Below are 15,834 nucleotides of genomic sequence, written 5' to 3' on the forward strand. Positions count from 1 at the left end.
GAAACACTGAAGTGAGCGCATGGAGAGAACCGCGATCGCCCGGCCGCAGCGGCGGATCGCGGCAGCCGTGGCGGGTCAACAGACTGTTCCGCGGGAAAGCGGGTCCACTGGCGGAGATCGACAGGAAACCAGGACCGGCACGCCTCTATGAGGTGATTCGACTGCTGCTGCCGCCTGGTTCCATAAGAAGGCTTATGCGATTTCCGGCGAGCGCTCGGGCGTGTCCCCCCGATCCCTGATGGATGCGCAAAAGATATTTGTCGGCGGCGATCGGGAATTATTTGTCGCTAAAAGCGACCTAACCCGTTGATCGATAAGGCGTTGGCAGCGGCGGAATTGCCGCCCCCTTCTGCCTGCCGCTCGCAACTCCGGCAGTCATTTCGGAAGCCTTTGCAACTACTAGGCTTTTTGCCGAACCCCAAAATATTGGTTCGCGGCTAGAAGGCAGCGTTGTCGAACGGATTGGCGAACCCAGATTACCCTCTCCACGACGGCCGACGTTCGCCAAACGGAAGGCCCCGGCTCCCATGCTTCTCAGTGAGCCACGTACGTCGGTAATGGTCATATCGTTCCGAAACGACGGCGGTGATCCGTCGCGCGACCGCAATCCGCTCGCTGGAATCGATGACTTCTCCCCCTGTCTCATCATCCCGCGCTACCTTCGGGTCGGGGAGGCATCCGGCTTCCAGCAGAATTGAGAAAAGAGCATCATAAAGCTCTTCATGGCTTGGATGAAAGTTTCCGTATATAAAATAGTCAGCTTCAACGCCGATGTGGCTACAGAAAAGCAACAGGAATGTTGCAGGTATCCTTACCTCGCCGCTGAGATAATTTTGCACCGAGCGGTAAGGAATGCCTAGATCAGCGCTGAGGGATCTCATTGAAACGCCCCGCAGCTTCATAACTTCTCTCATGCGAGCGGCGAGCTGGGAATCGTTAAGCGCTGTTGACATATACCTATTTAGGTGCAATCGTGTGCATTATGCACCAGATCAAGCGCACCTTCCCTCATTCTTCTGAGGCCTCGGACAACTTGTACCATGCGGTACGCGCGGCATTTGTCGCCCGTGGCACGAGTTTGGCCGCTTGGTGTACGACACAGGGCATCAATAGGCAAACGGTTGAGAAAGCGCTGAAAGGGCAGCGACACAGCAGGCGAGCAAAGCAACTCCGGCAGCAAATCATTGAACAACTTATGACCAATGGAGATGAAGCGTGACACGCTTTATCCCCGTCTCGGAGCTTGCCCAAGCAGCTGGTCTAACAAATAGAGCTATTGAGAGAGCTATTACCCGGACTGTCGCCGGCCAGCGGGCCACATGGCGCGGTGCCACCCTCGTCGTCCGCAAAGTTCACGGCCGTGGCGGCCGTTCCGGTATTCGCTACGAAGTCCGCGTCGACAGCCTCCCGCTTGAGCTTCAAGAGCGTCTAAGAGCCCTGAAATCGACCTCTGAGAGCCCTCTCAGGCATGGCGAGAAGGCCCAGCAGGAGCGGGACTGGTGGTATGGACTGATCGCCCCTGCCCTCGTTCACGAGCGTCATTCCCGCGCACGCGGCGCAGCCATCGCGGAAATCGTCTCGCGCCGGCACATGCGGCCCGATGGGCGCTGGGTCAGCGTCAGCGAGCGCACCGTGCAGCGCAAGATCGCCGCTTTCGAGGATGAGGGATACGCCGGGCTCGCCCGGCGCAAGCGGGCCGATGCCGGCGCGCCGCGCGTCATCGTCTCCTGGCGATGGGACAAGGCCGTCCCGCTCGACGATGCCGGGAAGCACCGGATTGCCGATGCGCTGCGCCAGTATGTGCGCGGCCTGCACAAGGCCGGCGAAGCCCGAGCCCTCCTCGCCGATCTCGCATCGTTCAAACTGGAGCAGTTGACGCGCAAGGCCGGCTGCGACCTCGGCGCTCAGGCGAGCGAACTTTGCCGCGTCCCCCAGCCGTTCCTGGATCAGGAAAAGGCTTATCGGCGTGTCGCGCTGCTGCGGCGGGACCGCAAGACCTTTGAGGATCAGAAGCCCCGCGTCCTGCGTAAGCTGGCGGGGGCGCCGATGGAAGTCGTCTATGGCGACATTCACCCCGTGGATATCGTACTCCGGCGCGAGGACGGCTCGACCGCCCATGCCCGTGCCATCGGCTGGCTGGACGATGCGACCCGACGCGTCTGGCTCGACATCATTCTTGTCGAGAAAGGCAAGGGCATCCGCAACCGCGATGTCATCCAGAGCTTCATCAACATGGTGAATGCATGGGGGGCGCCCAGGACGCTCTATCTCGACAACGGCAGCGAGTATAACTGGGCCGAGTTCATCGACGACGCGCTCCAACTCCTGGACAAAACCGGACAGCCGCTGATCGAGCGCGTGGAGCCTGGCCGCGCGGGAATAGTCCGTGCTCAGCCTTACAATGCCGCCGCGAAGTCGATCGAAGGCATCTTCAGCGTTCTCGAGCGCAACTATTTCCAAGCGGTCCCCGGCTGGATCGCTGGCGACCGCATGAAGAAGAAGACGAGCAGCGTCGGCGGAAAGGTGGAGCCCTTTCCGGGCACGCTGGAGGAGTTCCGCGACCTCATCGGCATGCAGATCCGGCTTTATCATCGCATCTGCCAGCAACGCGGCAAGCTCAAGGGCCGGTCGCCGGATCAAGCCTATAAGGAGGCCATCGACGCCGGGTGGACGATGACGGCGGTGCAGGCGGATGCCTTCCGCCTCGCCTTCTCCCATGTGCGCGAGCTGACCGTCTGGCAGGGCGCGATCTCGTTCAAGAGAGAGCGCTGGACCTGCCGGGAACTGGTCAGGTGGCAGGAGCGCAAGATCTCCGTCCGCATCCCCAAATATGAGGATTGGAACCGTCTGCCCTTGCTGGATCGCGACGGCAATCTGGTCGGATTCGCGGAGCGGCAGCACGCCTATCATCCGCTCGACACAGCCGGCGCCGTCGAGGCGCGCGAGATTTCCCGACTGCATACGAAAGAAGTCATCGCGATGGCGCGGTCCGCGCCGGACGTCGATCTCTTGCGGGAGCGTTCCGCCTTCCTGGACGCTCAGCCGCCTGCGCCCGTCGCGCCGATCGGCGCGACCATTGGCGCGTCTGACGAGGCGGAGCGTTTCCTTGCGGCGTGGAACGAGACGCCAGCCGAGCGCCGGAAGCGTGAACGCCGTGAGAGGGAGCTGAAGGCCCATGAAGAGATCGAGTCCTTCGCGGAATACAAGGCCATGTCGAGCAAGCTGAGGAGGGCAGGTTGAGCTTGCAGATCATCACCCCCATGGCGCCGGATTTCTGCGCCGAGACTTCCGTTTCGAGGCGGATCGAAGATGCTGTCGAGTTCGCCATCATGACCAATGGCGCTGTCGGCGTGCGCGGTGCGCCGGGCATCGGCAAGTCGGCGACCGTTGGCAAGCTGCTGGCATCCGACAAATGGCGCATCGTTGCCTTCGAGGTTCCCGCCGGGGCCGGCACCCAGCGGAACCTTGTCAGTTGGGCTTGCACTGCGCTGGATGTCCCGAGCTGGGCCGGCCAGCATGTCGGCGCGGTCCTTTCTCGCATCCGCGAGCGCCGTACTTGCGCATGTCTGATCGTCGATGAAATCCAGAATGCGGACAGTGCCGGCGTTCGGTCGCTCCTGTCCCTCAACGAGCATGGAGGACTGCCGCTTGTTCTCATCGGCAACAACGAAGCCCTGACGCCGCAGGCCAATAACGCTGCGGCCTGGGCACAGATCGAGGACCGCGTGACGAAGATCGTGGAGTTGGAGGCCTCGCTTGCCTCCGACATCGAAGCCATCGCGCGCGCATGGGCCGTTTCAGGTTCGGATGCGCTGGAAGTCGTTGTCGCCTACGGCGAGAACCGCAGCCTGCGCAAGGTTATCCAATTGCTCCGGGCAGCGAGCGCCATGGTGGAATGGAAAGAGCCCCTGACCATCGATCATCTGAAAAGGGCGCTCCAATACATCGGCGCGCCGGTTTCGCATCTTTCGCGCTGAAGGTGAATTCAAGGAATGCCAAGGAACACGAGGGTTGAGGCAATGAAGGACGATGTTACCGGCTCCGAGGTCACCAGTTCGGTATCCCCTGACGACAGCAACATCATCGCCTTTTCGGGCGAAAGGCCGAGAAAGGCGCGGCGCGACGGCGGCAACCCGACGACGGAAGAGGTCAAGCACCTTATCCAGCGCATGTACATCAAGGATGTGACCAACAGCCTCTATCAGATCGACACCCTGGTGCTGTGCGCACGCGAGAAGGTCAAGGGCCGCAGAAGCGACAGCCTAGCGCGCACCAAGGCCCTGCTCGATGTCATCGTCAACTTGTCGAAGGAGGCGATCGAGACTTACGAGCAAACGTCGGAGCTCCACAAGAGCCTGCTCGACGCCTGCGCGCCTCGGGAGTGAGCGCCATGCCTCTTCCGAGCAACCAGCTGGCGGTCATTCATCTCGCCAAGAAGAGCCTCGGTCTCGACGACGAGACCTATCGCGCCGTTCTGACGTTCCATGCCGGTGTGAGCAGCGCGAAGGATCTCACCCCGGCCGGGTTTGAGGCCGTCATGCGCTACTTCAACGCCTGCGGCTTCCGATCGACGTGGAACGCGAGGACCTTTGGAAGAAGACCGGGCATGGCAACGCCCAGGCAGATCGACCTGATCCGTAGCCTCTGGCGCGACTGGTCCGGCGCTGACGATGAGCAGGCCCTCGGCCGTTGGCTGGAGCGGAGCTTCGGCGTCTCGGCGCTTCGCTTCCTGTCATCGACGAAGGCGGGTGACGCCATCAACGGCCTTAAAGCCATGATCCGCCGCAAGGACCGGCCTTCCAATGGCAAATGAACGGCGGCCGGGAGGTCGCGACCCCTCCGCGGGTTAGCACCGGCACTGGCGAAATTCGCACGGCCGCCGTAGTTCTTATAACGTGGTTCCCTCTGCATCGCCAATCGGCCGTTTTGGCGGAGAAGGCCGACAAGAGGGCATGGCGGGCGCGACGGGGAATTCCCTTCGCGAATGTTTCGATCCCGCTCTTAGGGGCTCTTATTTGCTCTTAATGAGCCACGAGCGCGCAGCCCTCCCCGCTCGGCTGAGAGCGCCCCTCCCTTCCCGGCAACATCCCGGAAGATATTCAGGGGAGGAAGCAGTTCCTCCTCATGCCAGTGTGCCTTCATGCTGGCCGACAAAAAATCCCCTTCGAAGCCTCGCCCTTCGTCCTCTCCCTCCGTGGCGGGTTCGCCTGTTGACGCCACGGTCGAGGAGCCCGGCAGCGTTTGGTCCATGGCGCTGCCGGGCATCCTCGGGGAGATCGAGGAAATCGCAGGGCGTGAGGTCGCCGAGACGATTGCTTTCGCTAGGGGCGGGCAGACCACCTCTTTCCTGCCTGCCGACCGCATGAAGGAAGGCAACTGGCTCGTCGAACTGGTCGGGCTGGAGACGGCACGCAAGATCGCCGATGGCTTGAACATCGTCGGCTCCCTTTCACTCGCCATTCCACTTGGCGGATCGAGCGCATGCACAGCAGCAACGCGCATTCGCCAGGAAAAGGCCATGGCCCTCTTTCGTGACGGACGCTCGGTGCGGGCGGTCGCGCTCGCGCTCGGCATGACAGAACGTGGCGTTCGCCTCATGCGGCAGCGCCTTCGCCAATCTGGAGACCTGACGTGCTGATCAATTCCCAAAACCTTCAGATGCTGTTCAAGGGCTTCAAGTCGATCTACACGAATGCCTTCGAACAGACGGAATCTCACTACAGCAAGATTGCCATGACCGTCTCCAGCTCCACGCGGGAGGAGGAATACGGCTGGCTCGGGCAATTCCCGGAACTGCGCGAGTGGATCGGCGACAGGCACATCAACCGGCTGCGCGCGGACGGCTTCAAGATCAGGAACCGCAAGTTCGAAAGCACGGTCGAGGTCAAGCGGGACGATATCGCCGACGATACCATCGGGCTCTATCGTCCCATGCTCTCCGAGATGGGGCGTGTCACGAAGCAGCACCCCGACACGCTGGTGTTCAAGCTGCTGCGGGATGGCTTCACGACCAAGTGCTATGACGGGCAGAACTTCTTTGACGAGGAGCACCCGCTTTCCGGGCCGGGCACGCCCCTGGCCGATCAGGCCGTGTCCAACATGCAGCCCGGCGCGGGGCCGGCCTGGTTCCTGCTCGATACCTCACGCGAGGTGAAGCCTATCATCTGGCAGGAGCGCGAGAAATACGAGTTTCAGGCGGTCAACGACCACAACGATACCGAAGTCTTTCTCAAGGATCGTTATCTCTACGGTATCCGCGCCCGCGTGAACTGCGGCTTCGGTCTCTGGCAGCTTGCATTCGGCTCGAAGGCCGGGCTGACGCCCGACAACTTCGCTGACGCCCGGTCGCGGATGATGGACTTCAGGGGGGATCGCGGCCATCTGCTCGGCATCTCGCCCAAGCTGCTGGTGGTTCCTCCCGCCTTGGAGGCCGATGCCCGGCGCCTGTTGATGGCCGATGTCATCGACGGCACGTCGAACATCTGGCGCGGTGCGGCCGATCTCCTGGTCACGCACTACGTCGGCTAGCGCCTCGCCGGAGGGCGCGATGGCGCTCGATATCGATGTCATCCTCAAGCTCGTCGACAAACTCAGCGCCCCGGCGAAGAAGGCCAAGGCCTCCCTCGCCGGCGTGGAGCAAACGACCAAGGAAGTCCGCAAGGCGACGGACGCTGCGACCAAATCCACGCGTGGCCTGACGCGCCAGCAGTTCGGCCTCGGCCGCGCGGTCATTCAGACCCGCCGTCGCTTTCTCTCCTCCATCCCCGCTTATGAGGCTGCTGGTCGGCGCATCGGATTGGGCATCCGGTCGATGTATGACGGGGTTGCGCTTGCCGGCCGGCAGGCGACCACTGCCGCACGCCTCGGCGTGCGCGTCGGGACGCGGCTTGCCGCTGCCGGCGGGCTTTCCTTCGGCGGCCTCGTCGCCATGGGCCGCGCCTATGCGAATGTGGTTGACGAGCAGGCCAAGCTGGCGCGGCAGACCGGCTTCACCATCCAGCGCCTGCGCGAACTGAACTTCGTCGCGGGCCGGCAAGGCGTCTCGGGTTCCGAGCTGGCAACGTCGCTCGACGGCCTCAACAAGCGGATGGGCGAACTGCGCACCGGCCGGGGCTCACTCGTCTCCTATCTGAAACGCGCCAATCCAAAGCTGCTGGGCCAACTCAGGAAGAGCAAGGGACCGGAAGCAGCCTTCGATCTCATGATCGACGCCCTGTCGAAGATCGAGGATCCGGCGCGGCGGGCGGCTCTTGCCCAGGCGGCGTTCGGGCGCTCCGGCCTCGTCATGACCCGCATCGCCGAACTCGGCAAGGATGGGCTGGCGGACATGACCGCCGAGGCGCGCCGTCTCATGGGCGTCCTGGGCGGTGAAGCGGGCAGCGAGGCGGAGGCCTTCAACGACGCGCTCGGTGACGTTACCACCACCATTATCGGCCTGCGCGATGCCATCGCGTCCAAGGCCCTGCCTGTCCTGACGCCGATGCTCGTTCAATTGCGCGACTGGATCGCCGCGAACCGGGAACTGGTGTCGACCGGCATCGTCGACTTCGTTCGCGCCTTCGGCGAGATGCTCGGCCGCTTCGATCTCAATCAGGTCATCGCCGACGTGCGGGGCATCGCGGACGCGGTGCGCTCGGTCGCCGATGCCGTCGGTGGCTGGAAGACCCTGGGCTATGCCGCAATCGCAGTGTACTTCGTCCGGCCGCTCAACAAGTTGCGGCAGTCGCTCTTCAAGCTGGCCTCGGGGGTCGCCGCGATCGGCGCAAACACTGTCCGCGCCTTCGCCCCGCTCGCCGGCTACTTCCTCCGCTCGTCCGGAGCGGTCGAGGGCCTGCGCAACGCTCTGCGCGGCCTCAGCCTGCGTGGCGTCCTGATCGCCGGAGGCGCGCTCGCCATCGGCTCCATGATCCTCGACGATCTGAAGCGCACGCGCGAGGAGCGCCTGGCGCTTATCAACGAGAACTGGGAAGCCGCCGACACCCTCAACAGCTGGATGGAGAACGAGACGGCGTTCGGCCGCTGGTTCCGCCGGACGAACGACCGCGTGCAGGAGTGGAAAGGCGAGGTCGCCCGCTCGATTGGTGAGGTCATCGACGACATCAAGGCGATGTTCGCCGAGATCGACCTGACCGAGATCGGCCGCTCCATCCTCATGTCCCTCTGGGAGGGCATGAAGTCGGTCGCTCGGGACATCAAGGCGTGGATCGCCAATCTCGGGAGCGAGATCCGCAGCGCCCTCACCATCGACTGGTCGGCCATGGTCCCCGACTGGGTGCGCAACACGATAGGCTGGCAAAAGCCGTCAGCATCGTCAAATTCGCCGGCCGGGCCAGTTGCACAGCCCACGGCGCCAGTCCCGCGCATGCTCTCCGATGTCGTCAACGAAATCGACCAGAGCCAGACGCTCAATCAGAACATGCCTGTCAACGTCAGCAATACCGTCAACATCAAGACCTCGTCGCCTTCGACGGCAGCGGAAATTGGACGAGCGGCAGCCGGAGCAGTCGAACGGGGCACGCGCCGCGCGTTGGGCGCACTTCACGACGGCGGCATGGCCGGGCCGGCCTTCCTTGGCTCTCCCTGACGCCTCGATCACGAGTACTTTCCCGGTCTCGATCGATCCCGCCTGATCCCGTTTAATCCCGCCTATGCCGCCAGATAATCCCTATAACCGACAGATAATGATTTTGTATCCACTGATCGGTTCAAAGTCTGGCGAACCCGGACTGCTCCTGCACGTCGCCGGGGGCGAGAAGCTGTCCGACAAGGGGCAACGCCCGCTCCAACGCGCCGATCGGCGGTCCTCCGAGGCTGAGCCGAACACCGGACTGCGTGGCGTCCGGATCGACGAGAAACATGGTTGGAGACGGCACGATCACGCCCCTCTCCGCCGCCCGTCGCGCCACATTTTCGGCCTCGGTCACCGGCATGGGCAGCCAGAGATGAAATCCTGCCGCCGAAGCCGACACCCGGCCGCAGGGCAGCAAGGTGCGGGCAAGATCGCAGCGCTTCCGCGCCTCCAGGCAAATCGACGCCGCAACCGAGCCCGCGGTCCCGTCCGTCAGCCATTCTTCCATCATCATGCTGGTTACCGGCGAGGCCATGGAGGATGTGGCTTGCAGGGCGGACAAGGCGCTGCCGACCAGTGCCTCGGGGACGGCCAGCACTCCGATCCGCAGGCCGGGGCTCAGCGTCTTCGACAGGCCGCCCACATAGAGCGTCCGTTCGGGAGCGAGTGTCGCCAGCGGCGGCAGGTCCGGCGGCGCGAAGATGGAATAGACGTCATCCTCGACGATGAGGACGTCATGAGCCCGGCACAGTCGAACGATGTCCTGCCGCCGGGCGAGCCCCATCGTCGCGGCGGTCGGGTTCTGCAGGGTCGGCGTGACGTAAAGAACGCGTGCGGACATTTCGGCGGCGCGGAACCGCAAGGCCCGCTCCAGCGCCTCCGGCAACAGGCCTTGATCGTCCATCGCAAGGCCGGTCAGGACGTGGCCATTCTGCCGCGCCAGTGCGATCGCTCCCGGATAGGTGATGGATTCGGTCAGGACGGCGGCGTCTCGTGGGCAGGCCACGGCGAAGGCGACGGCCAGGGCGTGCTGCGCACCATTGCAGAGCAGGACACGATCCGGCGTGACCTCCAGCCGTTGCAGGCCCAGCCAGTGCGTCATCCGGGCCCGGTGTGCGTGGCTGCCGGCGGCGGACGCATAGGCGCCGAAGGTTCCGGCGTCGAGGCGCCTGGCGAGCCTGGTGAGCGTCGCCGCCAGGAGGCGATCGCTCAGCACCTGCGGCGGGGTATTGATGCTCAGGTCGATGATGCCCGCCGGCCTGGGCGGCAGTCCGGTGACGAACATTCCCCGCCCGCGGACGCTATGCACCAGACCGCGCCGTTCCAGAATGCCATAGGCTTTGGTGACGGTGCCGAGGCCGATCCCGAGGCGATAGGCGAGATCGCGATGCGGCGGCAAGCGGGCGCCGCCGGGCACGGCCCCTGAGGCAATATCTTCCGCGAGCGCAGCGACCAGCCGTTGGCAGGGCGGCCCCTTCGTTTCGGCCAGGCGGGGCGTCCAGGGAGAGGCAAGGCGCATCGAGGGTCCAGAAAAGTGTCACGTGACGCTTTATCGATTTATCGGAAAGCGTCACGTTTTTATAGTGCCGCCGAGCACCCGTCAGTCTCTTTGGCTCCCCTTGTGACTTCAGATCTTCTTCTTGCCTTCACCGCCTATGCCTTCGTGACCTCCATCACGCCCGGGCCCAACAACACGATGTTGCTCGCATCAGGAGCCAACCACGGGTTTGGCCCGACGGTGCCGATGATCTTCGGCATCAGCATTGGCTTCACGGCCATGGTGCTGGCGGTCGGGCTGGGGATTGGAAGCGTGTTCCTCGCCTTCCCGATCCTGCACGATGCGCTTCGCTACGGCGGCGCGGCTTACCTCATCTACCTCGCCTGGCGCATCGGCGGCTCAGCGGCGACAAGCGCGGATGGTTCGGACGCCAGGCCGCTCAGCTTCCTGCAGGCAGCGGCTTTCCAGTGGGTCAATCCCAAGGCGTGGATCATGGCCGTCGGGGCCGTTGCGACCTATACGCCTCAGGACGGTTTCCTGCTGAACGTCGTGACGGTGGCGGCCCTGTTCATGGTGATCAATGCTCCCTGCGTCAGCGCCTGGGCGGCATTCGGAACCATATTGCGAGGATTTCTGAGTAATCCTGCCTCTCGGCGTGTCTTCAATATCGCCATGGCACTGCTGCTGCTCGCGTCCCTCTATCCCATCGTCACGGCAGCAACGTAGCGGCGAAATTGCCGGCCGAATCCCCGTACCGGCGGTGCGGACAATCGCCGCCGGATTCCGCAGGCGACCGCGCCGCGGCCCATAACTGGCTCGCCGCCACTGGCAAAGCGCGCCGCAGCTCCTAGATGACGCCAGCACGGGTGTTGCGACGATGGTGACTGTCGCGCCGGCCCGTGGCCTGCCGCCGACGCATTCTCATGACCTACATCATGCGGATCGACTGTCAGAAATTGCCCTCAGTCATGTTCGGAGTTCATGAATGCGCCGTGAGGATCTCGTCGACCTCAACGTTTTTCTCGCCGTGGCCGAGGAGCACAGCTTCACGCGGGCCGCGGCCAGGCTCGGCACGTCGCAGTCATCGCTGAGCCACACGATCCGGCGGCTGGAGGCGCGCCTCGGCGTGCGGCTGCTGACCCGCACCACGCGAAACGTCGCGCCGACCGAGGCGGGCGAGCGGCTGCTCGGCACGTTGCGGCCGGCCCTCGACAGCATCGCGACCCAGCTCACCCTGCTCGGCGAATTGCGGGAGAAGCCGGCGGGGACCATCCGCATCACGGCCTCCGAACATGCGGCGGAGACCATCCTGTGGCCTGGCCTCGAAAGGCTCCTCCCCAATTATCCGGACATTCACGTCGAACTCAGCATCGATTCCCGCTTGACCGACATCGTGAGCGAGCGCTTCGACGCCGGGGTCAGGCTCGGCGAGGCGCTTGCCAAGGACATGGTGGCGGTGCGGATCGGCCCGGATCTGCGCCTGGCCGTCGTCGGCTCGCCCGCCTATTTCGCCAGGCATCCGGTTCCCTGCATGCCGCACGAGCTGGCCGAGCACCGCTGCATCAACATGCGCTTCTCGACCGGCGGCGGTCTCTATGCCTGGGAGCTGGAGAAGGACGGCCGCGAGCTGCGCGTCCGCGTCGACGGGCAGCTGACCTTCAACAATGGCAACATGATCGTGCGCGCCGCCCTCGCCGGCTTCGGGCTCGCCATCGTCATGGAGGATCAGGTCACCGCCCATCTGGCGGACGGGCGCCTCGTGCGGGTGCTGGAGGACTGGTGCCCGCCGTTCGCCGGCTATCATCTCTATTATCCCTCGCGGCGGCAGCCCTCGGCAGCCTTCGCGTTGCTGGTGGAAGCGCTGCGCTATCGCGCATAACAGGCGCCGGTCCCCCTCTTCCCAAAGGCAATTGCGGCGACACGGGCCGTCAGGCGCCCTGCTCCTCTACAGGGGCTGCCGCTCTCATTCATGAAGCCGGTTCATAAGCCTTATCGGGAAACCGCATCTAATCGTCGCTTGTATTCGCTCTAAATCTAAACCTCACACCGGCAGGCGCGACCTCGGCCGCCTGCCGCACCACCAGGGACATTTGCCCGCCTCTCCGGGGGCTCCCGCCGTCCCGTCGGTGGCTTTTCCGCTTGAACGGCCCGCAAGGAGCGGTTGCATGAAACTGACAGTGAATGACCGCGAATTCACGATCGATGCCGATCCCGAGATGCCGCTGCTGTGGGTGCTGCGCGACGTCATCGGGCTGACGGGCACGAAGTTCGGTTGTGGCGCAGCCCAGTGCGGCGCCTGTACGGTACATGTCGACGGCCAGCCCATCCGCTCCTGCGTGACGCCGGTGAGTGCCGTCGAGGGGCAGAAGGTCGTGACCATCGAAGGCCTCGGCGGCAACAAGGTCGCCGACGCGGTGATCACGGCCTGGACGGCGCTCGACGTGCCGCAGTGCGGCTATTGCCAGTCGGGACAGGTCATGGCCGCCGTGGCGCTGCTGACGGAGACGCCGAAGCCGAGCGACGCGGACATCGACGCTGCCATGGACGGCAACCTGTGCCGTTGCGCCACCTACCAGCGCATCCGCGCCGGCATCCACGAAGCCGCCCGCACCCTGGAGGGCTGACCCGATGCGTTTCTTCGCTCCTCCCGTTCCTTCTCCGGCGCTGAGCCGCCGCCGCTTCCTCGTCCTGTCCGGCGCCGCGGGCGCCGGTCTCACGCTCGGTCTGCCGGCCGTGCGGGCCGCTGCGCAGCCGGCGGCGGCTGCAGGCGAAGCCCCCTTTGCCGCCTATCTGCGCATCGCCCCGGACAACACCGTCACCGTGCTGTCGGCGCATCTGGAAATGGGCCAGGGGGCCTATTCCGGCGTCGCCACTCTGGTGGCCGAGGAACTCGGCGCCGCCCCTGCCCAGATCCGCGTCGACGGCGCCGCCGGCAATCCGAAGCTCTACGGCAATCTCGCCTGGGGCGGGGCCATGCAGGGCACCGGCGGATCGACGGCCATGACGTCCTCCTTCGAGCGCTACCGGCGCGCCGGCGCCACTGCGCGTGCCATGCTCGTCGCAGCCGCGGCAGACCAATGGGGCGTGCCGGCCGGCGAGATCACGGTCGAGGGCGGCGTCATCTCCCACGCCTCGGGGCGTCGCGCCACCTTCGGCGAACTGGCGGAGAGCGCCGCCCGCTTGCCGGTGCCCGCCGAGGTGTCGCTCAAGGACCCGAAGGACTGGACGCTGATCGGCAGCGAGACGTTCCGCCGCGTCGACAGCGCCGACAAGTCGACCGGCCGGCAGGCCTATACCATCGACGTCAGGCTGCCCGGCATGCTGACGGCCGTGGTGGCGCACCCTCCCCGCTTCGGCGGCACGGTCCGCTCCTTCGACGCGACGGCGGCGAAGGCCGTCAAGGGCGTCGTCGACGTGGTTCAGATCTCGCGCGGCGTCGCCGTCATCGCGGAGCACACCTGGGCCGCCATGAAGGGGCGCGAGGCCCTTACCGTGGAGTGGAACCTCGAGGCTGCGGAAGGCCGTGGCTCGGCCGAGCTGATGGCCGAGTACAAGCGCCTCGCCGCAGAACCGCCGACCGCCGTCGCCGATCGCCGCGGCGATGCCGGGGCGGCTTTCGCCGGCGCCGCGAGGGTGGTCGAGGCGACCTACGAGTTCCCCTATCTCGCCCATGCCGCGCTGGAGCCGCTCGATGCGGTCGCCCGCCGGGAGGGCGACGTGCTCGAGGTCTGGGGCGGCCACCAGATGCCGGACCTCTACCAGGCCATGGCCGCCGAGATCGCCGGCGTATCGCCGGAGAACGTGCGCCTTCACGTCATGATGACGGGCGGCGGCTTCGGCCGGCGTGCGACGCCCGATGCCGACGTCATCGTCGAGGCCGTCGAATGCGCCAAGGCGATCGGCTGGCGGGCCCCGGTCAAGGTGCTGTGGACGCGCGAGGACGACATGGCGGGTGGCCGCTACCGGCCGATGTACCTTCATGCGGTCAGGGCGGCCATCGACGCGAACGGCAATCCGCTCGCCTGGCAGCACCGCATCGTCGGCCAGTCCATCGTGGCGAACACGCCTTTCGCCGCCTTGATCAAGGATGGCGTCGATGTGACCTCCGTCGAGGGCGTGTCGGGTACCCCCTACGCCATTCCCAACTTCACGGCGGAGCTGACGACGACGTCGAACGGCGTACCCGTGCTGTGGTGGCGCTCGGTCGGCCATACGCATACGGCCTATGCCATGGAGACCATGATCGACGCGCTGGCCAAGGCAGCGGAGCGTGATCCGGTCGAGTATCGCCGCGCGCTGCTGAAGGACCATCCCCGCCACCTGCGCGTCCTCGATCTCGCGGCCGAGAAGGCGGGCTGGAGCGAGCCCTTGACTCCAGGCCGCTTCCGCGGTGTCGCGGTGCACGAATCCTTCTCGACCGTCGTCGCGGAGGTGGCGGAGATCGCGGTAGACGACAAGGGCGGCTTCCGGGTCGAGCGCGTCGTCTGCGCGGTCGACTGCGGCGTCGCCATCAACCCCGATCAGATCCGCGCCCAGATGGAGGGCGGCATCGGCTTCGGCCTCGGGGCGGTCCTGCATTCGCAGATCACCCTGACCGAGGGCGAGGTCGACCAGGGCAATTTCGACACCTACGAGGTGCTGCGCTTTTCCGAGATGCCGCGCGTCGAGGTGCACATCGTTCCCTCGACCGCCCCGCCGACGGGCGCCGGCGAGCCCGGGGTGCCGCCGATCGGCCCGGCCGTCGCCAATGCGCTCGCGGCAGCCGGGCGCGCCGTCAACGTCCTGCCGTTGGCGCAAGGCGCCTGACGCCTGCAGGGCGTCGCGTTCACGAGCATCCGAGGGGGGCGGCGATGCCGGCCTCCCTCGTCGCGTCTCCGGGCCGGCGCAAGAAGCCCGTCGAAATGCCGGGAAGCGCCCCTGCTCCGGCGGTCTGGACCTGCCCGGCTCCTTCTCAGGTCCTGCCGATCGGGTTCGGGATGGCACGACCCGGCTTCGACATCCGGATCTCGACCGCCCTGGCGCCGAGTGCACCGGCGACGCGGCGCGTGTCGGGGCTGGAGCTGGCGGCGAAGTAATCGAAGCCGCGCAGGACGCATGCGTCCGCGAAGCCGGCGGCGTGGAACATGTCGAGGTAATCGTCCTCGATCGAGGCGCCGACGACGCATTCGGCCCAGAGCTTCGGATTGGCGCGCGAGGTCTCGCTGACCGGCTTGGCCACGACGATGTCGGCGATCTGGACCGAGCCGCCCGGACGCAGCACGCGGAATATCTCGGCGAAGGCGCGCGGCTTGTCCGGCACCAGGTTCAGCACGCCGTTGCTGGTGACCACGTCGATGCTGGCGTCGGGAAGCGGAATCGCCTCGGCGTTGCCCTCCAGGACGACGACGTTTTCAGTCCCGGTGCGCTCGAGGTTGCCCCGCAGCTTGTCGAGCATGGCAGGGGTCATGTCGAGGGCATAGACCTTGCCCGCGGGGCCTGCGAGCCGGGCGGCGCTCAGCACGTCCGTGCCCGAGCCCGAGCCGATGTCGAGAATGCGATCTCCCCGACGGATCACGTCGGCGTGGAACGGGAAGCCCACGCCGGCGAAGGACTCCACCGCCGTCGGCGGCAGGGCGTCGAGCCAGGATTCGGGATAGCCGACGAAGAGGCAGGCAGCCCGTCCGGTCGGGAAATGGAAGACCCTTTCCGGCCGCAGCGCCACGTCCGTGTACATGTTGCGCACTGCACCCAGGATCTGCTCCCTGTTGAAGCCCAGCACCGCAACCAT

General features: G+C 65.4%; 14 protein-coding genes. 11 read left to right on the forward strand and 3 right to left on the reverse strand.

Going from position 1 to position 15,834, the window contains the following annotated elements; all coding sequences use genetic code 11:
- Positions 1–476: 476 nt before the first annotated feature.
- Entirely contained in the window at positions 477–953 is a 477-nt protein-coding gene (locus tag GGR16_RS26590; RefSeq protein ID WP_425486578.1) for a helix-turn-helix domain-containing protein, read from the reverse strand.
- A 262-nt stretch (positions 954–1,215) separates the two neighbouring features.
- On the opposite strand from GGR16_RS26590, the gene GGR16_RS16660 reads away from it, so the two are divergent.
- The 7 genes from GGR16_RS16660 to GGR16_RS16690 all read left to right on the forward strand — a co-directional run bounded on the left by GGR16_RS16660 (position 1,216) and on the right by GGR16_RS16690 (position 8,584).
- Positions 1,216–3,240: a hypothetical protein gene (locus GGR16_RS16660; protein WP_183317324.1), complete on the forward strand. Its 2,025-nt coding sequence runs from the start codon at positions 1,216–1,218 to the stop codon at positions 3,238–3,240.
- Positions 3,237–3,977: an AAA family ATPase gene (locus GGR16_RS16665; RefSeq protein ID WP_183317325.1), complete on the forward strand. Its 741-nt coding sequence runs from the start codon at positions 3,237–3,239 to the stop codon at positions 3,975–3,977. Before GGR16_RS16660 ends, GGR16_RS16665 begins: the two co-directional genes overlap by 4 nt.
- 42 nt (positions 3,978–4,019) lie before the next feature.
- A complete protein-coding gene (locus tag GGR16_RS16670) occupies positions 4,020–4,385 on the forward strand; it encodes a hypothetical protein (RefSeq protein WP_183317326.1) in 366 nt (121 codons plus the stop codon).
- A 5-nt stretch (positions 4,386–4,390) separates the two neighbouring features.
- Positions 4,391–4,813, forward strand: a complete 423-nt coding sequence (locus GGR16_RS16675) for a regulatory protein GemA (RefSeq protein ID WP_183317327.1) — start codon at positions 4,391–4,393, stop codon at positions 4,811–4,813.
- Positions 4,814–5,140: 327 nt separating this feature from the next.
- Positions 5,141–5,638: a hypothetical protein gene (locus tag GGR16_RS16680; protein ID WP_183317328.1), complete on the forward strand. Its 498-nt coding sequence runs from the start codon at positions 5,141–5,143 to the stop codon at positions 5,636–5,638.
- Positions 5,632–6,528: a Mu-like prophage major head subunit gpT family protein gene (locus tag GGR16_RS16685; RefSeq protein ID WP_183317329.1), complete on the forward strand. Its 897-nt coding sequence runs from the start codon at positions 5,632–5,634 to the stop codon at positions 6,526–6,528. Before GGR16_RS16680 ends, GGR16_RS16685 begins: the two co-directional genes overlap by 7 nt.
- Positions 6,529–6,547: 19 nt before the next feature.
- The gene (locus tag GGR16_RS16690) at positions 6,548–8,584 is read left to right on the forward strand and encodes a hypothetical protein (RefSeq protein WP_183317330.1); all 2,037 of its coding nucleotides are present in this window, start codon (positions 6,548–6,550) and stop codon (positions 8,582–8,584) included.
- Between the two features lie 121 nt (positions 8,585–8,705).
- Here the strand turns inward: GGR16_RS16690 and GGR16_RS16695 are convergent, their stop codons facing one another.
- A complete protein-coding gene (locus tag GGR16_RS16695) occupies positions 8,706–10,088 on the reverse strand; it encodes an aminotransferase-like domain-containing protein (protein WP_183317331.1) in 1,383 nt (460 codons plus the stop codon).
- Positions 10,089–10,190: 102 nt separating this feature from the next.
- On the opposite strand from GGR16_RS16695, the gene GGR16_RS16700 reads away from it, so the two are divergent.
- The 4 genes from GGR16_RS16700 to GGR16_RS16715 all read left to right on the forward strand — a co-directional run bounded on the left by GGR16_RS16700 (position 10,191) and on the right by GGR16_RS16715 (position 14,873).
- Positions 10,191–10,793, forward strand: coding sequence for a LysE family transporter (locus GGR16_RS16700; RefSeq protein WP_183317332.1), 603 nt, complete (start codon positions 10,191–10,193; stop codon positions 10,791–10,793).
- A 259-nt stretch (positions 10,794–11,052) separates the two neighbouring features.
- Complete coding sequence (locus GGR16_RS16705; protein ID WP_183317333.1) at positions 11,053–11,946, forward strand: LysR family transcriptional regulator; 894 nt, start codon at positions 11,053–11,055, stop codon at positions 11,944–11,946.
- A gap of 286 nt (positions 11,947–12,232) precedes the next feature.
- Entirely contained in the window at positions 12,233–12,691 is a 459-nt protein-coding gene (locus GGR16_RS16710) for a (2Fe-2S)-binding protein (protein ID WP_019402318.1), read from the forward strand.
- A gap of 4 nt (positions 12,692–12,695) precedes the next feature.
- Positions 12,696–14,873 (forward strand): xanthine dehydrogenase family protein molybdopterin-binding subunit, encoded by a 2,178-nt coding sequence (locus tag GGR16_RS16715; protein WP_183317334.1) that lies wholly within the window; start codon positions 12,696–12,698, stop codon positions 14,871–14,873.
- A 145-nt stretch (positions 14,874–15,018) separates the two neighbouring features.
- Here the strand turns inward: GGR16_RS16715 and GGR16_RS16720 are convergent, their stop codons facing one another.
- Positions 15,019–15,834 carry a methyltransferase domain-containing protein gene (locus tag GGR16_RS16720; RefSeq protein WP_183317335.1) on the reverse strand — a complete coding sequence of 272 codons (816 nt, stop codon included), beginning with the start codon at positions 15,832–15,834 and terminating at the stop codon, positions 15,019–15,021.

It is taken from the genome of Chelatococcus caeni (assembly GCF_014196925.1).
GTDB classification, from domain to species: domain Bacteria; phylum Pseudomonadota; class Alphaproteobacteria; order Rhizobiales; family Beijerinckiaceae; genus Chelatococcus_A; species Chelatococcus_A caeni.